A 21,274-nucleotide genomic window follows, 5' to 3' on the forward strand; every position below is an offset into this window, starting at 1 on the left:
GATGAAGCGAAAACTGCAGATGGCTGCTTTTGCGGCCGGACTTATAATCCTATTTTTGATCTTTCGATACGATTTTCTCGAAAATAACTCCTGGAAGTCATGGAATTTACCCCTTACAGGAGAAATCATTCTTCTCGATCCCGGGCATGGCGGGCCGGATGGCGGGGCAGGGGATTCAGATGCTTTGGAAAAGGATATTGCTTTGAATGTCTCATTAAAGGTCAGGGACTATCTGCAGGAGCAGGGAGCGCTTGTCATCATGACAAGAGAAGATGACCGCGACCTGGCGCCAGAAGGAACGAAAGGCTACAGCCGGAGGAAAGTGGAAGATCTGAAACGGCGGCTCAGCATGATCAATGAATCGGAAGCCGACTTTTTCCTCAGCATTCACTTGAACTCTATTCCTTCCGCCCGCTGGAGCGGTGCACAGACCTTTTATGCTCCGCAGATTAAAGAGAATGCTGCAGCAGCCAAGTTCATTCAGGACGAGCTGCGCAGAAACCTCGAAAATACAGAAAGAAAAGCTAAGCCGATCAGCAATGTGTATATCCTGAAATATGCCAAAAAGCCAGGCGCACTGGTCGAAATCGGCTTCCTCTCCAATCCGGGGGAAAAAGCCAGGCTGAAAACAGAAGAATATCAGGAAAAAGTGGCAGCCTCCATCTATAATGGGGTATTGCGCTACTTTACGGATGAAGAAGAGCTGGTGGAGACAGAATAAAGGGGCATCCTGCGGGGTGCTTTTTTTTATGCCAAGGAAGAAAAGTCCGCCGGCGGGGCATATGGAAAGTGAGATGAGCATTGGCTCGTATAAGGGGAGTATGCTTGTCGGGCCAGAACAGTCGCCTCCGCAATTCGTCTTGTCCAGCTGCGGCTCCTTGCCCCTCGAGTCATAAGCCGGCCAAGAACCGAAGGCAAAGAACGCCTTCAATTCTTGGCCATCTTATGCTTGTCGGGTCAGAACAGTCGCCTCCGCATTTCGTCTTGTCCAGCTGCGGCTCCTTGCCCCTCGAGTCATAAGCCAGAAAAGAATCAAAGGCAAAGGGCAGCCTTTGTTTCTTTCCTGTCTTATGCTTGTCGGGTCAGAACAGTCGCCTCCGCATTTCGGGCTATGGTATACTATACTAAGTTATAACGACTTAAAGGGCAGGTGCATATAGATGTTGACAGAGCAAAGAGTAAGAGAGCTTTTGAACGATGTGAAGGAACCTTTTATACATAAAACACTGGGTGAGCTTAATGCAATTCAGGAAGTTAGTGTGAAGCCGGAGAAGAACCATGTGAGTGTAAAGATTGCTGTTGCGAAAACAGGAACAGCGGAACAGCTTCAGCTGCAGACGCAGATTGTAGATTTGCTTAAGCAGAATGGCGCAGACTCTGTCGGCCTTCGCTTCAGTGACCTGCCTGCGGAGGAACTGGCCAAGCACCGTTCTCCGGAAAAAGAGGATAAAGGGCTTTTATCAGAAGACAGCAAGACGAAGTTTATTGCGATTGCCAGCGGTAAAGGCGGCGTAGGCAAATCCACTGTTTCAGTCAACCTTGCTGTAGCTCTTGCCCGTCTAGGCAAAAAGGTCGGCCTGGTCGATGCTGATATTTATGGGTTCAGTGTTCCTGATATGATGGGCATCACGAAGCGCCCGGTCGTCAGGGGAGAGCGGATCATCCCGGTAGAGCGCTTTGGAGTGAAAGTCATTTCCATGGGCTTTTTTGTTGAAGATAATGCACCGATCATCTGGAGGGGCCCAATGCTTGGCAAAATGCTGAACAGCTTCTTCAATGAAGTCGAATGGGGCGAACTGGATTATCTGCTGCTTGACCTTCCTCCAGGAACAGGGGATGTGGCGCTGGATGTCCATACGATGCTTCCTTCATGCAAAGAAATCATCGTTACGACCCCGCATCCGACAGCTGCTTTTGTTGCTGCACGTGCAGGTGCGATGGCGCTGAGAACCGAGCATGAAATACTTGGCGTGATTGAGAACATGGCCTTCTTCGAAAGTAAGCTGACAGGAGAAAAAGAATACGTATTCGGCCGGGGCGGCGGAGAAAAGCTTGCTGATGAGCTGAGAACAAATGTTTTGGGCCAGCTGCCTTTATCACAGCCTGACTGGAATGATGCGGATTTTGCACCTTCCATCTATGATAAGGATCATAGGCTTGGGGAAATTTATACAGACATTGCGGAAAAGGTCATTCAATCCGTATAAAAAAATGCCTCAGGCGATTAATCGCCTGAGGCATTTTAGTGCATAAGGGAAGGATCAGGATCCGCCGCCGCTGTCCCCGCCTTCTCCGCCGCCACCGCCGCTTTCACCGGAGCCGCCGCCTTCACTTTCTTTACTGCCGCTCTTGACCTCACCAGCGGCCTTGATGATCATATCCTGTATCTTGGCTTTGTATATAGGGCTCTCAAAAGTTTCGGTCATGACTTTTTGAAGATGTTCCCTGTATTCGGTGCTTTTTAAAATGGTTGTGACTTCTTTCTCCAATTCTGGATCTTTCAGGACTTCCACCATCATTTTTCGATATTCGGGATCTTTCATCAAATCTTTTAAAAGCTTTTCATTTTCTTTTTCCATACTTTTAGCCATGCTCTCGGCAAATTTGGGATCCTCAAAAGATTTTTTCCAGAATTCAGTACCTTTATCAGATGTCAGGGTCTTTTCAATTGTATCGGAAACCACTGCCTGGTCCATTACAAGCTGCTGTTTTAGCTTTTCGTCTCCCATCAATTCCTGAATCGCCTTTTTGCCATCGTCGGTCTTCAATATATCGACAATCATTTTCTTTGTCTGATCATAGTCCATTTGGCCGCTGCCTGATTCGGCAGCCTGACCGCAGCCCGAAACGGCAAGGATGAGAATGAGTGGGAGGAGCCGGATTATTTTGTACATGATTGAAAGCTCCTTTCAGGATTGTCCCTAACCTTAGAATGGTGAAAAGGGGCAAATATTATTCGTTTGGCGAGTAATGCCTAGATTTTTCATACTTTGGTTGGTACAATCATATAGGTGTATGACTATCGCTATGGAGGCTTAATATATAATGACCAGCCGTAATTGGGTAAGGTTGTTTTTGTCCACTCTGCTTCTGGGTGCAATTGCAACCGGTATCACAGGATTTATTGTCAGGTGGGGAGAGTATCAGCCGCTGTTTGCTGATTTTGAAGTACTGGAAATCATCTCGGTATTATTTTGGCTGGCTGGAGTGGGTCTAATTTTCAGCATTTTGAGCCAAATGGGCTTTTTTGCGTACTTAACCGTCCACCGGTTTGGATTAGGAATTTTCAGGTCTTTATGGAATGGTGTACAGGTTGTTCTTATATTATTTGCCTTGTTTGACCTGGTATACCTAAGATACAGCAATTTTGCTGAAGATGGGGACAGCTATGGCCCTTATATTTCCTTGGCGCTCATCCTATTCGCAGCGGGGCTGGCAGCGGCATTCCTTAAGGCGAGGCAGACCAACAAAGGAGCATTTATTCCTGCTCTGTTCTTCATGGTGGTGGTAACCAGTGTGGAGTGGACTCCTGCCCTGCGGGTGAATGAAGAAAGCTGGGTATATCTCATGCTTTTCCCCCTCCTTATCTGTAACGCCTATCAGCTGCTGATCTTGCATAAGCTGAATGAGAGCTCCATGAAAAAGAGGGAAGCCATCAAGGCTGCGAAGTAATCGGGACATAAAAAAGGTGAGCGCTGATTTCAGCGGCTCACCTTTTTTATGTTACTTTATTTCATTTGATTTTGTGCTTGCGTTTGCCATCATTTCCGATACCGAAACCAGCTTAAGGCCTCTGTCTTTATAATTGCCTATAATGGCGGGAAGGGCTTTGGCTGTTTGTTTTGCCGAATCGGAGGCATGCAGGAGTATAATATCTCCTTTGCCGGCCTTGGCTGCATTTTCCGCAATTCTCTCAACGCCCGGATTGGTCCAGTCTTTTGAGTCAATGCTCCAGTGTACAACCGTATATCCCATTTTTTCTGCTACATCCAATGTCTTTTGATCAAAATGGCCTGTTGGTGCTCTTACCAGCTTAATATCCTTTACATTGAGCTTCTTGAATGCTTCCTGTCCCTTGGCAAGGTCCTGGCGGATTTTGCTTTCTTCCAGATCTGTATAATCTTTATAATCATAGCCAAGCATCCCTATTTCAAAGCCCTCTTTAACAATGCGGGAAACGAGCTCCGGATGCCTCTCCGCCCATGAACCGGATAAGAAGAACGTTGCCGCTTTCACATTCTGGCTCTTCAGAACGTCGAGGATGGGTTCTGCTTTTTCATCCCCCCAGCCTATATTGAATGTCAGAGCGGCATCTTTTTCTCCTTTATAAATTGCCTTTGGGACATCATTTGCTGAAAAAACAGGAACGTGAATAATATTCTCCATATACAAAAACCAGGCAGTAAAGAAAGAGGCAATGATAATAAGAAGCCCCTGTTTAATGGCCTTTCCATTTACTACATAAAAAAAATTCATCCAATCACCTCGTCCACAAAGAATCCTTGTCTTATTTTTATGAGTGCAAAAAGCAAATATGACTCAACCTCCAGCTTTTGATTTATTTTCTGTTCTTTTCATAAAAAACAGGGTAATGGAAAATACTACAAGAACCTTAAAAGACAAGGAGCGATATAATGCTTGGGATGCTGATCAATGAAAGGGAATTAAAAGAGATGGAATACTTGATTAAAAGAGAGATGGACGAAATACTCTTTGATCTGAAAGATGAACGGATTGACCATATTGTAAAAAGAGCAATGGGGGAAAGGTATAAAATATTATTCGCCCTGTTTAAGCGGATCGCCTCGGAAAATGAGTGCATAAAGTATATGCCTGCGCCGCAGCTGAAGGAACTTTAATTTTTTTCGGATATATTGTTGACTTTGTATTGTTATCTTGGTATATTAATAAACGTCGCTGATGACGTAAAACAAACTCGAAAAAGTTGTTGACAAGTTATCTGCTGTGTGTTAAATTAACTAAGTCGCTCCAAGAGAGTGACTGAGATCGTCCTTTGAAAACTGAACGAACAAAAACGTCAACGTTAATCTAAATTTTTATCAGAGCTAAATCTACTCTTATATGGAGAGTTTGATCCTGGCTCAGGACGAACGCTGGCGGCGTGCCTAATACATGCAAGTCGAGCGGACGGATGGGAGCTTGCTCCCTGAAGTCAGCGGCGGACGGGTGAGTAACACGTGGGCAACCTGCCTGTAAGACTGGGATAACTTCGGGAAACCGGAGCTAATACCGGATAATGCATTTCCCCTCATGGGGATATGCTGAAAGATGGTTTCGGCTATCACTTACAGATGGGCCCGCGGCGCATTAGCTAGTTGGTGAGGTAACGGCTCACCAAGGCAACGATGCGTAGCCGACCTGAGAGGGTGATCGGCCACACTGGGACTGAGACACGGCCCAGACTCCTACGGGAGGCAGCAGTAGGGAATCTTCCGCAATGGACGAAAGTCTGACGGAGCAACGCCGCGTGAGTGATGAAGGTTTTCGGATCGTAAAACTCTGTTGTCAGGGAAGAACAAGTGCCGGAGTAACTGCCGGCACCTTGACGGTACCTGACCAGAAAGCCACGGCTAACTACGTGCCAGCAGCCGCGGTAATACGTAGGTGGCAAGCGTTGTCCGGAATTATTGGGCGTAAAGCGCGCGCAGGCGGTCTCTTAAGTCTGATGTGAAAGCCCACGGCTCAACCGTGGAGGGTCATTGGAAACTGGGGGACTTGAGTGCAGAAGAGGAAAGTGGAATTCCACGTGTAGCGGTGAAATGCGTAGAGATGTGGAGGAACACCAGTGGCGAAGGCGACTTTCTGGTCTGTAACTGACGCTGAGGCGCGAAAGCGTGGGGAGCAAACAGGATTAGATACCCTGGTAGTCCACGCCGTAAACGATGAGTGCTAAGTGTTAGAGGGTTTCCGCCCTTTAGTGCTGCAGCTAACGCATTAAGCACTCCGCCTGGGGAGTACGGCCGCAAGGCTGAAACTCAAAGGAATTGACGGGGGCCCGCACAAGCGGTGGAGCATGTGGTTTAATTCGAAGCAACGCGAAGAACCTTACCAGGTCTTGACATCTCCTGACAACCCTAGAGATAGGGCGTTCCCCTTCGGGGGACAGGATGACAGGTGGTGCATGGTTGTCGTCAGCTCGTGTCGTGAGATGTTGGGTTAAGTCCCGCAACGAGCGCAACCCTTGATCTTAGTTGCCAGCATTCAGTTGGGCACTCTAAGGTGACTGCCGGTGACAAACCGGAGGAAGGTGGGGATGACGTCAAATCATCATGCCCCTTATGACCTGGGCTACACACGTGCTACAATGGATGGTACAAAGGGCTGCGAGACCGCGAGGTTAAGCGAATCCCATAAAACCATTCTCAGTTCGGATTGCAGGCTGCAACTCGCCTGCATGAAGCTGGAATCGCTAGTAATCGCGGATCAGCATGCCGCGGTGAATACGTTCCCGGGCCTTGTACACACCGCCCGTCACACCACGAGAGTTTGTAACACCCGAAGTCGGTGGGGTAACCTTTTGGAGCCAGCCGCCTAAGGTGGGACAGATGATTGGGGTGAAGTCGTAACAAGGTAGCCGTATCGGAAGGTGCGGCTGGATCACCTCCTTTCTAAGGAATATATACAAGACGTGACGGTCTTTGTTCGTTCAGTTTTGAGAGTATGATCTCTCATTTTGTTCTTTGAAAACTAGATAATGTAATGAAGAAGACATTACCGAGTAATCGCCATTTTAGGTTTTCTCTCTTATATCAAATAAGAGTTTAAAAACCGTGAGGGTGATGAGAAGCGAACAGGTCGAGGAATCGATTGAGGAAGCACCGGAGCGTATGTTTTGTATACGTGAGGATGCTGACGATTGAGATGACGAAGAGATGTGAAGCTTATCAGCAGCCGAACAGGTTAAGTTAGAAAGGGCGCACGGTGGATGCCTTGGCACTAGGAGCCGATGAAGGACGGTACTAACACCGATATGCTTCGGGGAGCTGTAAGTAAGCTTTGATCCGGAGATTTCCGAATGGGGAAACCCTCTATCCGTAATGGGATGGAACCCTTGCCTGAATACATAGGGCATTGGAGGCAGACCCGGGGAACTGAAACATCTAAGTACCCGGAGGAAGAGAAAGCAAACGCGATTCCCTGAGTAGCGGCGAGCGAAACGGGATTAGCCCAAACCAGGAGGCTTGCCTCCTGGGGTTGTAGGACACTCTACACGGAGTTACAAAGGAACGGAGTAAATGAACAGGCATGGAAAGGCCGGCCATAGAGGGTAACAGCCCCGTAGTTGAAACTTCGTTCCCTCCAGAGTGGATCCTGAGTACGGCGGGACACGAGAAATCCCGTCGGAAGCAGGGAGGACCATCTCCCAAGGCTAAATACTCCCTAGTGACCGATAGTGAACCAGTACCGTGAGGGAAAGGTGAAAAGCACCCCGGAAGGGGAGTGAAACAGATCCTGAAACCGTGTGCCTACAAGTAGTCAAAGCCCTATGACCTTCGGGTCAGGGTAATGGCGTGCCTTTTGTAGAATGAACCGGCGAGTTACGATTACATGCGAGGTTAAGTTGAACAGACGGAGCCGCAGCGAAAGCGAGTCTGAATAGGGCGAATGAGTATGTGGTCGTAGACCCGAAACCAGGTGATCTACCCATGTCCAGGGTGAAGTCCAGGTAACACTGGATGGAGGCCCGAACCCACGCACGTTGAAAAGTGCGGGGATGAGGTGTGGGTAGCGGAGAAATTCCAATCGAACCTGGAGATAGCTGGTTCTCTCCGAAATAGCTTTAGGGCTAGCCTCATGTTGTAAGAGTCTTGGAGGTAGAGCACTGTTTGGACTAGGGGCCCCCATCGGGTTACCGAATTCAGACAAACTCCGAATGCCAAAGACTTATCCATGGGAGTCAGACTGCGAGTGATAAGATCCGTAGTCAAAAGGGAAACAGCCCAGACCACCAGCTAAGGTCCCAAAGTATACGTTAAGTGGAAAAGGATGTGGAGTTGCTTAGACAACCAGGATGTTGGCTTAGAAGCAGCCACCATTTAAAGAGTGCGTAATAGCTCACTGGTCGAGTGACTCCGCGCCGAAAATGTACCGGGGCTAAACGTATCACCGAAGCTGTGGGTGGACACCATCTGGTGTCCGCGGTAGGAGAGCGTTCTAAGTGCATCGAAGTCAGACCGCAAGGACTGGTGGAGCGCTTAGAAGTGAGAATGCCGGTATGAGTAGCGAAAGATGGGTGAGAATCCCATCCACCGAATGCCTAAGGTTTCCTGAGGAAGGCTCGTCCGCTCAGGGTTAGTCGGGACCTAAGCCGAGGCCGAAAGGCGTAGGCGATGGACAACAGGTTGATATTCCTGTACCACCTCTTTACCGTTTGAGCAATGGGGGGACGCAGGAGGATAGGGCAAGCGCGCTGTTGGATATGCGCGTCCAAGCAGTTAGGCTGCAAACGAGGCAAATCCCGTTTGCATAAGGCTGAGCTGTGATGGCGAGGGAAATTTAGTACCGAAGTTCCTGATTCCACACTGCCAAGAAAAGCCTCTAGCGAGGGAAAAGGTGCCCGTACCGCAAACCGACACAGGTAGGCGAGGAGAGAATCCTAAGGTGAGCGAGAGAACTCTCGTTAAGGAACTCGGCAAAATGACCCCGTAACTTCGGGAGAAGGGGTGCTTTTTAGGGTGAATAGCCCGGAAAAGCCGCAGTGAATAGGCCCAGGCGACTGTTTAGCAAAAACACAGGTCTCTGCGAAGCCGCAAGGCGAAGTATAGGGGCTGACGCCTGCCCGGTGCTGGAAGGTTAAGAGGAGGGGTTAGCGCAAGCGAAGCTCTGAATCGAAGCCCCAGTAAACGGCGGCCGTAACTATAACGGTCCTAAGGTAGCGAAATTCCTTGTCGGGTAAGTTCCGACCCGCACGAAAGGCGTAACGATCTGGGCACTGTCTCAACGAGAGACTCGGTGAAATTATAGTACCTGTGAAGATGCAGGTTACCCGCGACAGGACGGAAAGACCCCGTGGAGCTTTACTGCAGCCTGATATTGAATTTTGGTACAGCTTGTACAGGATAGGTAGGAGCCTTTGAAGCCGGAGCGCCAGCTTCGGTGGAGGCATTGGTGGGATACTACCCTGGCTGTATTGAAATTCTAACCCGCGCCCCTGATCGGGGCGGGAGACAGTGTCAGGCGGGCAGTTTGACTGGGGCGGTCGCCTCCTAAAAAGTAACGGAGGCGCCCAAAGGTTCCCTCAGAATGGTTGGAAATCATTCGCAGAGTGTAAAGGCACAAGGGAGCTTGACTGCGAGACCTACAAGTCGAGCAGGGACGAAAGTCGGGCTTAGTGATCCGGTGGTTCCGCATGGAAGGGCCATCGCTCAACGGATAAAAGCTACCCCGGGGATAACAGGCTTATCTCCCCCAAGAGTCCACATCGACGGGGAGGTTTGGCACCTCGATGTCGGCTCATCGCATCCTGGGGCTGTAGTCGGTCCCAAGGGTTGGGCTGTTCGCCCATTAAAGCGGTACGCGAGCTGGGTTCAGAACGTCGTGAGACAGTTCGGTCCCTATCCGTCGTGGGCGCAGGAAATTTGAGAGGAGCTGTCCTTAGTACGAGAGGACCGGGATGGACGCACCGCTGGTGTACCAGTTGTCTTGCCAAAGGCATCGCTGGGTAGCTATGTGCGGAAGGGATAAGTGCTGAAAGCATCTAAGCATGAAGCCCCCCTCGAGATGAGATTTCCCATAGCGTCAAGCTAGTAAGATCCCTGAAAGATGATCAGGTTGATAGGTCTGAGGTGGAAGCGTGGTGACACGTGGAGCTGACAGATACTAATAGATCGAGGACTTAACCACAATTGATTACTCTGTCATTCTTCTTCTGCATTATCTAGTTTTGAGAGAATAAAATTTTCAAAAATTCTCTTGCAAACTGAATACAAGATGGTATAATAATACTTGTCTTGAAAAAATAGTCTGGTGGCGATAGCGAGAAGGTCACACCCGTTCCCATACCGAACACGGAAGTTAAGCTTCTCAGCGCCGATGGTAGTTGGAGGTTCTCCTCCTGTGAGAGTAGGACGCTGCCGGGCGAAACAATTATTCCGCAGTAGCTCAGTGGTAGAGCATTCGGCTGTTAACCGAACGGTCGCAGGTTCGAGTCCTGCCTGCGGAGCCATTCTTATCCTTAATACCATTAAGGTATTGGGCTAATGCTTCCATAGCTCAGTAGGTAGAGTGCTTCCATGGTAAGGAAGAGGTCACCGGTTCGAGCCCGGTTGGAAGCTTAAAGAAACTATAACTTGTTAATAGAATAGCAAGGCCCCTTGGTCAAGCGGTTAAGACACCGCCCTTTCACGGCGGTAACACGGGTTCGAATCCCGTAGGGGTCACCATTTTGGAGGATTAGCTCAGCTGGGAGAGCATCTGCCTTACAAGCAGAGGGTCGGCGGTTCGATCCCGTCATCCTCCACCATATATGCCGGTTTAGCTCAATTGGTAGAGCAACTGACTTGTAATCAGTAGGTTGGGGGTTCAAGTCCTCTAGCCGGCACCATTTCCTTTGCAGATTTGTAATGGAATGTGGAGGGGTAGCGAAGTGGCTAAACGCGGCGGACTGTAAATCCGCTCCCTCCGGGTTCGGCGGTTCGAATCCGTCCCCCTCCACCATTTGAATAAAAACTCCAGATTTGGACAATCTTATAAATGTCCTTTTTATTTTGACCGTCAGGTCATTGATTGATGGGCTATAGCCAAGCGGTAAGGCAACGGACTTTGACTCCGTCATGCGTTGGTTCGAATCCAGCTAGCCCAGCCATTTTTTGAGCCATTAGCTCAGTCGGTAGAGCATCTGACTTTTAATCAGAGGGTCGAAGGTTCGAGTCCTTCATGGCTCATCATAGCAGGACAGGCCTTAGGTTTCAGAACCCTAAGGTCTGTCCTGATGAATGCGGAAGTAGTTCAGTGGTAGAACATCACCTTGCCAAGGTGGGGGTCGCGGGTTCGAATCCCGTCTTCCGCTCCATTTTCGGGGCCTTAGCTCAGCTGGGAGAGCGCCTGCTTTGCACGCAGGAGGTCAGCGGTTCGATCCCGCTAGGCTCCACCATTACTACATACATCTTACCTTAAACCCTGCCGGGTTTAAGGTTTTTTTTATGTCTGCAGCCTTCTTCAGGAATTCCCCGCCAGCTCTTTTGACTATTTAGATTTTTCGGAAAAACACGTATATATATGCATGTTTTTGTCGAGTTGAGTCATTGCTTTGAAAGCGGTTAAAATGAGAGTAGTACAGGGGTGAAGGAGGAATATAAAGAGATGAAGAAATTATCTATTATCGGGATGCCAATGGATCTTGGCCAAATGAGGCGAGGCGTTGATATGGGTCCAAGTGCCATCCGCTATGCCGGTGTAAATGAACGTTTGAAATCTTTATTTGATCAGATACACGATATGGGCGATATTGCAATCGGGCGCCCGGAAGTGATGATTGATCCGGATACCAATCTGCGTAATCTTGAGCTGATTGCAGAAAAGACCGGCCAGCTGGCAGAAAAGGTTGATGAAGTGATCAAGGATGGTTCTTTTCCGCTTGTGCTGGGCGGAGACCATAGCATTGCAATCGGTACGCTGGCCGGGGTATCACGGCACTATAAGAACATGGGTGTCATCTGGTATGATGCCCATGGCGACCTGAACACGGCAGAAACATCTCCTTCAGGCAATATCCATGGCATGCCGCTGGCGGCTTCCCTCGGCATTGGCCATCCGCTGCTGACTGAGATAGGGGGCTATTCACCGAAGGTAAAGCCTGAGAATATCGTCATCATCGGGGCGAGGGCCCTGGATGAGGGAGAGAAAGAGCTTGTGAAGGAAAAGGGGATCAAAGTATATACGATGCATGAGATTGACAGGCTCGGGATGACACGGGTGATGGAAGAAGCCATTGAGTATCTCAAGGACCGCACCGATGGTGTCCATCTGTCATTAGATCTGGACGGGCTCGACCCCAACGATGCACCAGGCGTTGGAACGCCGGTCATAGGCGGCATCAGCTACCGTGAAAGCCACCTGGCGATGGAAATGCTGGCAGAAGCTGAGCTGATCACCTCAGCTGAATTCGTAGAGGTCAATCCGATCCTCGATGATAAGAATAAGACGGCATCAGTAGCCGTCGCGCTGATGGGATCTCTTTTCGGAGAAAAGCTCCTGTAGAATTGGATATAAAAAAAGCGGTAGCTTGATTTTCAAGCTACCGCTTTTTTCCGATTAAATGATTGTATCTGTTCAGCAATGAATCCAGCCTCGTACTGGCTTCAATTACATTATGGCTGGACAAAGATGTTCGGGAAGCTAGCTGGACCATTTCTTTGCGGCATTTTTCAATATCCTGCAACAGTTCTTGGACACCCATTTACAAAAAACCTGCCTTTTCCTCAGCTTAATTAGTCCCTTTATACCCCAACTAAAACTTTTTAAACATGAAGAAGTAAATTTTTGTTAAAATAATAGTTATTGAGAAATTTTATTAAAAAAATGAAACCTTTTCCGCTATCGATCCGTAATATCGTATAGCCGCATTAGAGCGGAGGTAACTAGAAATGGAAGCAATCGTAAAGAAAAGGATCAAACAGGTTCTAAAAGGCGACCAGAATGCCTTTGGGGAAATCGTGGAAATTTATAAAGACAAGGTGTTCCAGCTTTGTTTCCGTATGCTCGGCAACCGCCATGAGGCGGAGGATATTGCACAGGAGGCTTTCCTGCGCGCATATGTGAATATTCAAAGCTTTAATATCGATTTGAAATTTTCCACCTGGCTGTACAGGATCGCAACCAATTTATGCATTGACCGGATCAGGAAGAAAAAGCCTGATTATTTTCTCGATGCCGAGGTTGCGGGGACGGACGGCTTGACGATGTATTCGCAGATTGCATCGGATACCAGGCTGCCTGAGGAAGATGTAGAAAGTCTGGAGCTTCAGGAGACCATTCAAAACGAAATCTCGAAGCTTCCTGAGAAATACAGGTCAGTAATTGTGCTGAAATATATCGAGGAGCTTTCTCTCAACGAAATAAGCGAAATTATGGACCTGCCGCTCGGGACGGTTAAGACCCGCATACACAGGGGCAGGGAAGCTTTAAGAAAGCAGTTGCGTCATGTGTAGAGATGAATGGCTATGCCATCTTCTTTTGCAAAAATGAATTCAGCTTATCATTTTAAGAGGGTGAGAACTTTGAAATGTCCAGCAGAGATTGTTGAGTTTATGCACGAGTATCTAGATGAAGAGATCTCAGCCGAGCATGAACAGCAATTAAGGGAGCATTTGAGCAGCTGCGATGAATGCCGCTCGTATTTTCATGAATTAAAGAGAGCTATTGCACTTGTGCAAAGCACTTCACATATACAAGCGCCGTCAGGCTTTACAGCCGGTGTGATGGCGAAGCTTCCGAAAGAAAAGAAGCAGGTCGGCTTCCAGCGTTGGTTCAGGCAACATCCGCTGCTTACTGCTGCTTCCCTGTTCCTCGTCCTGATGATGGGGAGCGTCATGTCCACCTGGAATAAGGATCATAATTTTTCGGTCTCCAAACAGCCGAACCTGATTGTCCAGAATGATACGGTCATCGTTCCGGAAGGTGAAGTGGTAAAGGGCGATGTCACTGTCCGCAATGGCAAGATAAAAATTGAAGGACTGGTCGATGGGAATGTAACTGTCATCAATGGAGAGCAGTATATGGCTTCTGCAGGCCAGGTGACAGGCGAGATCAAGGAAGTGAATGAAGTGTTTGAGTGGCTCTGGTACCATATCAAGAACCTTGGCAAAGATCTCGTGAATGTATTCGATGAGAAAGAAAAAGAGCCTGCTGCAGGCTGACTGAATAGATAAAGCAAATCCCTGTCAAACTAGAAATATCCAGCTGAGCGGATATTCTAATGGCAGGGATTTTCTTTTAGGAAAATATAATGCTGCCTAAGGGTTTTTGCAATATATCCCATGCCCATATCATTGGTTTTCAGAGTATTTATGATATAATATGTGAGTTACATACATTGAAAACAAAGCTTATGCTTTTTGGAAAAATATACTTGGAGGAAGGGATAATGTCGTTTGCAGATTTCTCAATTTTGAAATACCTGGCTAATATTGTTGACATTCTCCTTGTTTGGTACGTCATCTATAAACTGATCATGATTGTGAGGGGCACCAAGGCTGTCCAGCTATTGAAAGGGATCTTTGTCATTCTGATCGTCAAGGTGATCAGCGACAAATTCCAGCTGCAGACGCTTGGCTGGATGATGGAGCAGGTTCTGCTGTGGGGGGTCCTGGCCATCATCATCATATTCCAGCCTGAGCTCCGCAGGGCGCTTGAGCAGCTGGGGAGGGGAAGATTCTTCTCAAGAAGCAGCTCCCAGGAAGAAAATGAACAGGAAAAGATGGTGGATTCCATCACTAAGGCCGTTGATTATATGGCTAAACGCCGGATTGGCGCCCTGATCTCGATTGAACGGGAAACAGGGATGGGCGACTATATAGAAACAGGCATTCAGCTGAACTCAAAGATTTCGTCAGAGCTGCTGATCAATATTTTCATCCCGAATACACCTCTGCATGACGGGGCAGTAATCATCCAGAAAAATTGTGTGGAAGCTGCGGCCTGCTATCTGCCGCTTTCCGAGAGCCCGTTCATTTCAAAGGAACTGGGCACCAGGCACAGGGCCGCCCTGGGGATCAGTGAGGTCACAGACAGCCTTACCATCGTCGTATCTGAGGAAACGGGCAGCGTCTCACTGACTAAAAACGGTGAGCTCCACAGAAGCCTGAGCTCTGAGGCATTCAAGGAGCTCCTATCCAATGAACTGATTGTCAGCCAGAAGGCAAAACAGTCTTCTTCAGCCCGCTGGAATTGGAGGGGGAAGAAAAATGGATAAGCTGATTGATAAGCTGGTGGACAACAGGTGGTTCATGAAAGCTGTGGCCCTTGTCCTGGCCTTGCTCCTTTTTGATGCTGTCTACGATGGATCGGACAACTCAAGCGAGGTCAATGTACCCGGAGATCAGGACACCATGCTAATTGAAGACGTTCCGGTCAAATCTTATTATGATACTGATAACCTCGTGGTCACCGGAGTACCGGATACTGTGGATGTGAGGGTTTCAGGCCCGAAAAGCCATGTCCAGATTGCCAAGACCCAGCGGGATTTTGAAGTCTATGTGAATTTATCTGATGCTGAAGTTGGCGAAAGGCAGGTCCGGATCCTGGTAAGGGATATTTCAGACCGTCTCGATGTAACGGTTGAGCCGCGGTATGCGACCGTCTCCATCCAGGAAAAAGTAACGAAAGAGTTCAAGGTCGAGCCTGAATTCAACCAGTCCCTGCTTGGTGACGGATTTACATCCGGCGCGCCGTCCGTTAAGCCTGATACTGTAAAGATAACGGGTGCCAGGGATGTGGTCGACCGGATCAGCTATGTGAAGGCAGCGCTTGATGTCAAGGGGCCGATAGAGGAATCTGTCACAGGTGATGCAAGCATCAGGGTGCTCGACAGGGATATGAATAAGCTGAATGTGGCTGTCGATCCAGAAACCGTAGAAGTTACAGTGTCAGTGAAAAGTCTGACCAAGACAGTGCCGATAGATATTGTCCGCAAGGGGTCATTGCCTTCAGGTGTGACGCTTAACAGCATTGATCTGGATACAGCTGAGGCGAGGATTACAGGAAGTGAAGAAGCCCTCGATCAGACTGAAAGAGTAAGGGTCGAAGTTGACTTGGGCAAGATCACTAAAGACGGTGTGCAGACCCTTCCGGTCATCATCCCGGACGGCATAACATCCGTGGATCCCAAAACAGTGGAGGCCACTGTTGATGTGACAGCGGAAAGCCAGGGAGATCAGGAGGATGCCGGCTCAGAAGCAGAGGAAGATGAAGCTGAGACGGCGACTCCTCCTGCGGAAGAAACAGAGAAGGATGAAACCAAAACCTTCTCGAACCTGCCGATTGACCTGACTGGGACCTCAGAAGGATATACCGCTGCTTTCGCTGATGGATCAGGGAGAACAAATCTGTCTGTCCAGGGGCCGGTCAATGTGGTCAATGGCCTCGGCTCTGCAGATTTCAATATATTTGTCGATATAAACAGCCTGTCAGAAGGGGAGCATAATGTGCCTGTAAAGGTTACTGGCCCCGATAATGTAAGCTGGAAGCTATCAAGAGAAACAGTAAAGGTTTCTATCACTCAAAAAAATGAAGAAGCTTAAATATAATGTCACTATGGTTAGAAGGAGCGATTTTTAATGGGTAAATATTTCGGTACCGATGGAGTACGAGGGATTGCGAATAGTGAGTTGACCCCGGAGCTGGCTTTTAAACTGGGCCGGTTTGGCGGATATGTGCTGACAAAGAATGAGGAACGCCCAAAAGTATTGATCGGCCGCGATACACGCATATCAGGGCATATGCTGGAAGGAGCCCTTGTCGCAGGACTGCTTTCCATTGGCGCTGAAGTCATGCGCCTCGGCGTCATTTCAACGCCTGGAGTAGCGTATCTGACAAAAGCCCTGGGTGCACAGGCTGGTGTCATGATTTCGGCTTCCCACAACCCGGTTGCTGATAATGGAATCAAATTCTTCGGGCCTGACGGCTTCAAGCTTTCAGACGGACAGGAGCTGGAAATTGAAGCTCTCATGGATAAAGCAGAAGATGAGCTTCCGCGTCCGGTAGGGGGAGACCTGGGCCAGGTGAATGACTATTTTGAAGGCGGACAGAAATATCTTCAATACTTGAAGCAAAGTGTTGATGAAGACTTCTCCGGCATACATATTGCGCTTGACTGTGCGAACGGTGCTACATCTTCACTGGCAGCTCATCTGTTTGCCGACCTTGATGCCGACCTTTCGACAATGGGCGCATCCCCTAACGGCCTTAATATCAATGATGGCGTAGGCTCGACTCATCCTGAAGCACTATCGGCCTTTGTAAAGGAAAAAGAGGCAGATGCCGGGTTTGCTTTTGACGGCGACGGAGACCGTTTGATCGCTGTAGATGAAAATGGCGACATCGTTGATGGAGATCAGATCATGTACATTTGCGGGAAATACCTGAAAGAGCAGGGCCGCCTGAAGCACAACACAGTTGTATCCACAGTCATGAGCAACCTTGGCTTCTACAAAGGGCTTGAATCGAATGGCATTGAAAGCATCCAGACTGCAGTCGGGGACCGCTATGTGGTGGAGGAAATGAAAAAAGAGGGCTACAGCCTTGGCGGGGAGCAATCCGGCCATATTATCTTCCTTGACTACAACACAACTGGCGACGGCCTTCTGACAGGCCTTCAGCTTGCCAATATCATGCAGGCGACAAAGAAGCCGCTGTCAGAGCTTGCGAATGAAATGAAGAAGTTCCCGCAGACGCTCGTCAACATTAAAGTTACAGACAAGCACCATGTAACAGACAATGATAAGGTCCATAGCGTGATTACAGAGGTTGAAAATGAAATGAACGGAAACGGACGCATCCTTGTCAGGCCTTCCGGCACCGAGCCTTTGGTCCGTGTAATGGCTGAGGCGCCTACAAAGGATCAGTGTGAGGCTTATGTGGAGCGTATCGCTGCTGTTGTCCGCGAGGAAATGGGTTTAAAGGAGTAATGGAGGGGAAGATATGCATAGAGGAACGCTTTGGCGCCTCTATGCATATTTTTTTATATGGAGCCCCTGCAGGCTTCGTGGAAAAATGTGTATCTTTTGTGATATGAGTTGACGGATTCTCGCGTGATGATGTATGATTATCCTGTTTTTGCAAACCATGGTGCAAAGCATATTCAGAAATAGAAAGGTGGATTGTCAGGGAATACTTTTAAAGCGCCTGAACTGGCCATGAGTGGGCTAGTTGACGAGGAGGAGGTTTATCGATTTTTCGGCGGATGCCTCCCGGTTGATTCAAGCACAACCGAAAATCCTTCTTTAAAGCATCAAGGCAACTTGGTGGACAAAGAGAGGGATATGCTTCTGAACAAACAAAAACTAGAGATAAGGGGGCAAGCATGCCCTCTAAAAAAGGCTTCTTGCCCCCTTTATTAGGGAGGACACAGAAGTATGTGCGGAATTGTAGGTTATATCGGAAACACTGATTCAAAAGAAGTATTGTTAAAAGGCTTGGAAAAGCTTGAATATAGAGGCTACGACTCAGCAGGCATCGCCGTCATGAACGAAAACGGCGTCCATGTTTTCAAGGAAAAAGGCCGCATTGCCGACCTGCGCAGCATCGTTGATGGAGATGTGGAAGCACACACCGGAATCGGACACACCCGCTGGGCGACACATGGCGTACCGAGCAAAAAGAATGCCCACCCTCACCAGAGTGCAGGCGGACGCTTCACGCTCGTACACAACGGCGTCATTGAAAACTATGACCAGCTGAAGCGCGAATTCCTGAGCGGGGTAGAGCTTCAGAGCGACACGGATACAGAAGTCATCGTTCAGCTGATCGAGCTGTTCGTGAACGAAGGAGAAGCAACGGAAGACGCATTCCGCAAGACACTGCGCCTGCTGAAGGGCTCTTACGCTTTGGCACTCCTTGATGAGCAGAACGATGAAACAATCTTTGTAGCGAAGAACAAGAGCCCGCTTCTTGTCGGCCTTGGCGACACATTCAATGTTGTTGCGAGTGATGCAATGGCTATGCTTCAGGTGACAGACCAGTATGTCGAGCTGATGGACAAAGAAATCGTTATTGTTAAAAAGAACGAAGTCATGATCCAGGATATGGACGGCCAAATCATTGCCAGAAATCCTTACACAGCTGAGCTTGATGCAAGCGATATTGAAAAAGGCACATACCCTCATTATATGCTGAAGGAAATCGATGAGCAGCCGCTTGTGACGCGCCGCATCATCCAGAAATACCAGAATGCAAATGATGAATTGGTCATCGACCAGGATATCCTTGATGCGATGAATGAAAGCGACCGGATCTATATCATCGCAGCTGGTACTTCTTATCATGCCGGCCTTGTCGGCAAGCAGTTCATCGAAAGAATGGCAAAAATTCCGGTAGAAGTCCATATTGCCAGTGAATTTGGCTACAATATGCCTCTTCTGTCAGAAAAGCCGCTATTCGTCTTTATTTCACAGAGCGGTGAAACAGCTGACAGCCGTGCCGTGCTTGTGAACATCAAGGAGATGGGCTATAAAGCACTGACCATCACGAATGTACAGGGTTCAACCCTTTCCCGTGAAGCAGACTACACGCTTCTTCTTCATGCAGGGCCTGAAATTGCCGTTGCTTCAACAAAGGCATATACTGCCCAGCTGGCTGTTCTTGCCATCCTGGCAGAAGTAACAGCGAAGAGCAAGGGGCTTGGACTGCCATTTAACCTGGTTCAGGAGCTTGGCATCGTTGCTAATGCCATGGAGGTCCTTTGTGACGGCAAAGAAGAATTTGAAGCGATTGCCCGCGAATATCTGGCAACAACTCGCAACGCTTTCTTCATCGGCCGCGGAATCGACTTCTATGTCGGCCTTGAAGGCTCACTGAAGCTGAAGGAGATCTCTTATATCCAGGCTGAAGGATTTGCCGGCGGAGAATTGAAGCACGGTACCATCGCCCTGATCGAAGACGGTACACCAGTCATTGCCCTTGCCACACAGGAAAGCGTCAACCTGAGCATCCGCGGAAACGTCAAGGAAGTCGTATCCCGCGGCGCCAACCCATGCATCATCAGCATGAAGGGGCTTGAGCAGGAAGAAGACCGCTTCGTCATTCCGGAAGTAAATGAATTATTAACACCTCTTATCTCTGTTATACCATTGCAGCTGATCTCTTATTATGCTGCCCTGCACCGCGAATGCGATGTAGACAAACCGCGCAACCTGGCTAAATCTGTTACGGTTGAGTAAGCGGGAGTAAGGATTATATATAGTTGTACCAGCAAAATCGAGTTCTTCCTTAGCAAAATAAACTGTATTGTTGGTCAAATAAACCGTTCCCTAACACGAGCGAAAATCGGAATCACCATCCGATTTTCCTCGTGTTTTTTGTTGGATAAAAAGAGCGAGCAAAAAACTGGAGAGAAAGAACGTGGGGGAAAAATGAGAAGAAAAGCGGGTGAGAATGCCTGATAAACCTTCGGTTTGATAGGCAGGAGGAAGAAGAGAGAAAGAAAAAAGAGACGGGTAAAAGAGCGAGAAAAAGCATGAGATAATGCGTGAAAAAGAAGAGGAAATCCTGGATTTCAGGGAACAACTTATTTACCTGAAAAACCTGGAATCCGACAAAAAATAGGACAAAAAAAGGCCGAATTAAGGAACAACTAATTCGCCTACAATATTTGGAAATTCAGTCAGGGCAAGGGTTTGAAAAGGAGGTCAGGGAACGACTTTATTTTACGGGTACATAGAAGGTCAGGATTTTAAGGAAAACAAGGGAGGAGGAACAGGAAAGCTGAAAACTGAGAATTTTTATAGAGTATTAAAAGAAGCAAGTTGTACACACCTAATAATCTTTGTCCTTAAATAAAAAAAATTGGTCAAGGCTGGAGGAAAATCAGGTGAGAACCTGGTCGCCCTTCGGTCTTTTTTGCATGAAAAAAGCGAGGATACGTACCGTTGGTACGTCAGCCAGATTAATCAAACGTTTGAATAAAAGCCTGATAAATACCGATAAATCAGGAGTTAAGGCGGGAAAGAGCATGAGAAAAAGGGAGAAGAAATGCAGGAGAAAAACGTGAGAAAAGTAAGGAGAAAAACAGGGTTTTTGGACAAAGTTTTTTATGTCTAAGACCATGAAAATTCGATACAATTTTGAGCAAAAGTGGGGAAAAGGCAGGACAAACTTTTTTCTATTCCAGAAGATGGGAGGAAGGCGTGAGGCGAAGAAGGACAAGGGTTTGAGGGGAAAGAGGGGAAGAAAAGCAGAAGGAACAAAATGGACAAGGAATTTTATATGTGAACAACTTAGAGGAATGGAGGAAAAGCAAGTAATTAAGGAATTGATAAAAGACAAGGCTATGATTTGCATTTGTGGAATGTTGCAAAGAATACTTGGGGTTCGTGAGGAATGGGTTGAAGCTACAAGAGGGGATAATAATTTCGATAGCATTTTTAGATTGTTCTTATAAAATCGAGTTGATATCGTGTGGAACTGCAGTTATCATAAACTTATAGAAACCAATAATTTCAGAATGAGGAAACAAAATGAAGACTTTAGGTTTTTCCTATAAAAATTCATATTGCATAAATTAACGCTCAGTCATAGGACTGGGCGTTTTTAATTGTGT

At 47.9% G+C, this 21,274-nt stretch carries 15 protein-coding genes, 10 tRNA genes and 3 rRNA genes; 25 read left to right on the forward strand and 3 right to left on the reverse strand.

What is annotated here, in order from left to right:
• Position 1: 1 nt before the first annotated feature.
• Entirely contained in the window at positions 2 to 721 is a 720-nt protein-coding gene (gene cwlD, locus AC4E8B_RS00905; RefSeq protein ID WP_490216449.1) for an N-acetylmuramoyl-L-alanine amidase CwlD, read from the forward strand.
• 439 nt (positions 722 to 1,160) lie between these two features.
• On the forward strand, positions 1,161 to 2,207 hold the full coding sequence (locus AC4E8B_RS00910) for an Mrp/NBP35 family ATP-binding protein (protein ID WP_490216450.1): 1,047 nt from the start codon (positions 1,161 to 1,163) through the stop codon (positions 2,205 to 2,207).
• A 54-nt stretch (positions 2,208 to 2,261) separates the two neighbouring features.
• On the opposite strand, the gene gerD is transcribed toward AC4E8B_RS00910, so the two are convergent.
• Positions 2,262 to 2,894: a spore germination lipoprotein GerD gene (gene gerD / locus AC4E8B_RS00915; RefSeq protein WP_490216452.1), complete on the reverse strand. Its 633-nt coding sequence runs from the start codon at positions 2,892 to 2,894 to the stop codon at positions 2,262 to 2,264.
• 151 nt (positions 2,895 to 3,045) lie between these two features.
• Here gerD and AC4E8B_RS00920 point away from each other — a divergent pair, with 151 nt between their 5' ends.
• Positions 3,046 to 3,672 (forward strand): KinB-signaling pathway activation protein, encoded by a 627-nt coding sequence (locus AC4E8B_RS00920; RefSeq protein WP_490216453.1) that lies wholly within the window; start codon positions 3,046 to 3,048, stop codon positions 3,670 to 3,672.
• 51 nt (positions 3,673 to 3,723) lie between these two features.
• Here the strand turns inward: AC4E8B_RS00920 and pdaB are convergent, their stop codons facing one another.
• Complete coding sequence (gene pdaB, locus AC4E8B_RS00925; protein WP_490216455.1) at positions 3,724 to 4,476, reverse strand: polysaccharide deacetylase family sporulation protein PdaB; 753 nt, start codon at positions 4,474 to 4,476, stop codon at positions 3,724 to 3,726.
• Positions 4,477 to 4,634: 158 nt separating this feature from the next.
• Between pdaB and AC4E8B_RS00930 the strand changes: the two genes are divergently transcribed.
• The 15 genes from AC4E8B_RS00930 (at position 4,635) to rocF (ending at position 12,219) form a co-directional block, all read left to right on the forward strand.
• On the forward strand, positions 4,635 to 4,859 hold the full coding sequence (locus AC4E8B_RS00930; protein WP_490216456.1) for a hypothetical protein: 225 nt from the start codon (positions 4,635 to 4,637) through the stop codon (positions 4,857 to 4,859).
• A 220-nt stretch (positions 4,860 to 5,079) separates the two neighbouring features.
• Positions 5,080 to 6,629 (forward strand): 16S ribosomal RNA (locus AC4E8B_RS00935).
• 290 nt (positions 6,630 to 6,919) lie between these two features.
• A 23S ribosomal RNA gene (locus tag AC4E8B_RS00940) occupies positions 6,920 to 9,864 on the forward strand.
• A 119-nt stretch (positions 9,865 to 9,983) separates the two neighbouring features.
• Positions 9,984 to 10,100 (forward strand): 5S ribosomal RNA (rrf, locus tag AC4E8B_RS00945).
• The 16S, 23S and 5S rRNA genes sit together here with 10 tRNA genes alongside, the layout of an rRNA operon.
• Positions 10,101 to 10,111: 11 nt before the next feature.
• Positions 10,112 to 10,186: transfer RNA gene (locus AC4E8B_RS00950), tRNA-Asn, on the forward strand.
• A gap of 36 nt (positions 10,187 to 10,222) precedes the next feature.
• Positions 10,223 to 10,295: transfer RNA gene (locus tag AC4E8B_RS00955), tRNA-Thr, on the forward strand.
• Positions 10,296 to 10,328: 33 nt separating this feature from the next.
• Positions 10,329 to 10,403: transfer RNA gene (locus AC4E8B_RS00960), tRNA-Glu, on the forward strand.
• A 4-nt stretch (positions 10,404 to 10,407) separates the two neighbouring features.
• Positions 10,408 to 10,483, forward strand: a tRNA-Val gene (locus AC4E8B_RS00965).
• A gap of 5 nt (positions 10,484 to 10,488) precedes the next feature.
• Positions 10,489 to 10,564: transfer RNA gene (locus tag AC4E8B_RS00970), tRNA-Thr, on the forward strand.
• 28 nt (positions 10,565 to 10,592) lie between these two features.
• Positions 10,593 to 10,677, forward strand: a tRNA-Tyr gene (locus AC4E8B_RS00975).
• Between the two features lie 73 nt (positions 10,678 to 10,750).
• A tRNA-Gln gene (locus AC4E8B_RS00980) sits at positions 10,751 to 10,825 on the forward strand.
• A 6-nt stretch (positions 10,826 to 10,831) separates the two neighbouring features.
• A tRNA-Lys gene (locus tag AC4E8B_RS00985) sits at positions 10,832 to 10,904 on the forward strand.
• A 53-nt stretch (positions 10,905 to 10,957) separates the two neighbouring features.
• A tRNA-Gly gene (locus AC4E8B_RS00990) sits at positions 10,958 to 11,032 on the forward strand.
• Between the two features lie 5 nt (positions 11,033 to 11,037).
• A tRNA-Ala gene (locus AC4E8B_RS00995) sits at positions 11,038 to 11,113 on the forward strand.
• A 209-nt stretch (positions 11,114 to 11,322) separates the two neighbouring features.
• Entirely contained in the window at positions 11,323 to 12,219 is an 897-nt protein-coding gene (gene rocF, locus AC4E8B_RS01000; RefSeq protein WP_490216457.1) for an arginase, read from the forward strand.
• Positions 12,220 to 12,256: 37 nt separating this feature from the next.
• Here the strand turns inward: rocF and AC4E8B_RS01005 are convergent, their stop codons facing one another.
• Positions 12,257 to 12,418 carry an aspartyl-phosphate phosphatase Spo0E family protein gene (locus tag AC4E8B_RS01005; RefSeq protein ID WP_490216459.1) on the reverse strand — a complete coding sequence of 54 codons (162 nt, stop codon included), beginning with the start codon at positions 12,416 to 12,418 and terminating at the stop codon, positions 12,257 to 12,259.
• Between the two features lie 187 nt (positions 12,419 to 12,605).
• Here AC4E8B_RS01005 and sigW point away from each other — a divergent pair, with 187 nt between their 5' ends.
• From sigW to AC4E8B_RS01040, 7 genes are all read left to right on the forward strand, one after another.
• Complete coding sequence (sigW, locus tag AC4E8B_RS01010) at positions 12,606 to 13,169, forward strand: RNA polymerase sigma factor SigW (protein ID WP_490216461.1); 564 nt, start codon at positions 12,606 to 12,608, stop codon at positions 13,167 to 13,169.
• Positions 13,170 to 13,238: 69 nt separating this feature from the next.
• Complete coding sequence (locus AC4E8B_RS01015) at positions 13,239 to 13,877, forward strand: zf-HC2 domain-containing protein (protein WP_490216462.1); 639 nt, start codon at positions 13,239 to 13,241, stop codon at positions 13,875 to 13,877.
• A 227-nt stretch (positions 13,878 to 14,104) separates the two neighbouring features.
• On the forward strand, positions 14,105 to 14,932 hold the full coding sequence (gene cdaA / locus AC4E8B_RS01020) for a diadenylate cyclase CdaA (protein ID WP_490216464.1): 828 nt from the start codon (positions 14,105 to 14,107) through the stop codon (positions 14,930 to 14,932).
• Complete coding sequence (locus AC4E8B_RS01025) at positions 14,925 to 16,259, forward strand: CdaR family protein (RefSeq protein WP_490216466.1); 1,335 nt, start codon at positions 14,925 to 14,927, stop codon at positions 16,257 to 16,259. Before cdaA ends, AC4E8B_RS01025 begins: the two co-directional genes overlap by 8 nt.
• A gap of 36 nt (positions 16,260 to 16,295) precedes the next feature.
• Positions 16,296 to 17,645, forward strand: coding sequence for a phosphoglucosamine mutase (glmM, locus tag AC4E8B_RS01030; protein WP_490216468.1), 1,350 nt, complete (start codon positions 16,296 to 16,298; stop codon positions 17,643 to 17,645).
• A 447-nt stretch (positions 17,646 to 18,092) separates the two neighbouring features.
• Entirely contained in the window at positions 18,093 to 19,895 is a 1,803-nt protein-coding gene (gene glmS, locus AC4E8B_RS01035; protein WP_009795686.1) for a glutamine--fructose-6-phosphate transaminase (isomerizing), read from the forward strand.
• An 884-nt stretch (positions 19,896 to 20,779) separates the two neighbouring features.
• Positions 20,780 to 21,115 (forward strand): hypothetical protein, encoded by a 336-nt coding sequence (locus tag AC4E8B_RS01040; RefSeq protein WP_490216470.1) that lies wholly within the window; start codon positions 20,780 to 20,782, stop codon positions 21,113 to 21,115.
• Positions 21,116 to 21,274: the final 159 nt, after the last annotated feature.

It is taken from the genome of Bacillus sp. SRL543 (genome assembly GCF_984799205.1).

Bases quoted from the DNA above. Each gene is read 5' to 3' on its own strand.
- cwlD (WP_490216449.1), top strand. From the start codon at position 2: ATGAAGCGAAAACTGCAGATGGCTGCTTTTGCGGCCGGACTTATAATC.
- gerD (WP_490216452.1), bottom strand. From the start codon at position 2,894: ATGTACAAAATAATCCGGCTCCTCCCACTCATTCTCATCCTTGCCGTT.
- glmM (WP_490216468.1), top strand. From the start codon at position 16,296: ATGGGTAAATATTTCGGTACCGATGGAGTACGAGGGATTGCGAATAGT.
- rocF (WP_490216457.1), top strand. From the start codon at position 11,323: ATGAAGAAATTATCTATTATCGGGATGCCAATGGATCTTGGCCAAATG.
- AC4E8B_RS00920 (WP_490216453.1), top strand. From the start codon at position 3,046: ATGACCAGCCGTAATTGGGTAAGGTTGTTTTTGTCCACTCTGCTTCTG.
- sigW (WP_490216461.1), top strand. From the start codon at position 12,606: ATGGAAGCAATCGTAAAGAAAAGGATCAAACAGGTTCTAAAAGGCGAC.
- AC4E8B_RS01005 (WP_490216459.1), bottom strand. From the start codon at position 12,418: ATGGGTGTCCAAGAACTGTTGCAGGATATTGAAAAATGCCGCAAAGAA.
- AC4E8B_RS00930 (WP_490216456.1), top strand. From the start codon at position 4,635: ATGCTTGGGATGCTGATCAATGAAAGGGAATTAAAAGAGATGGAATAC.
- AC4E8B_RS00910 (WP_490216450.1), top strand. From the start codon at position 1,161: ATGTTGACAGAGCAAAGAGTAAGAGAGCTTTTGAACGATGTGAAGGAA.
- pdaB (WP_490216455.1), bottom strand. From the start codon at position 4,476: ATGAATTTTTTTTATGTAGTAAATGGAAAGGCCATTAAACAGGGGCTT.
- AC4E8B_RS01040 (WP_490216470.1), top strand. From the start codon at position 20,780: ATGAAAATTCGATACAATTTTGAGCAAAAGTGGGGAAAAGGCAGGACA.
- glmS (WP_009795686.1), top strand. From the start codon at position 18,093: ATGTGCGGAATTGTAGGTTATATCGGAAACACTGATTCAAAAGAAGTA.
- AC4E8B_RS01025 (WP_490216466.1), top strand. From the start codon at position 14,925: ATGGATAAGCTGATTGATAAGCTGGTGGACAACAGGTGGTTCATGAAA.
- cdaA (WP_490216464.1), top strand. From the start codon at position 14,105: ATGTCGTTTGCAGATTTCTCAATTTTGAAATACCTGGCTAATATTGTT.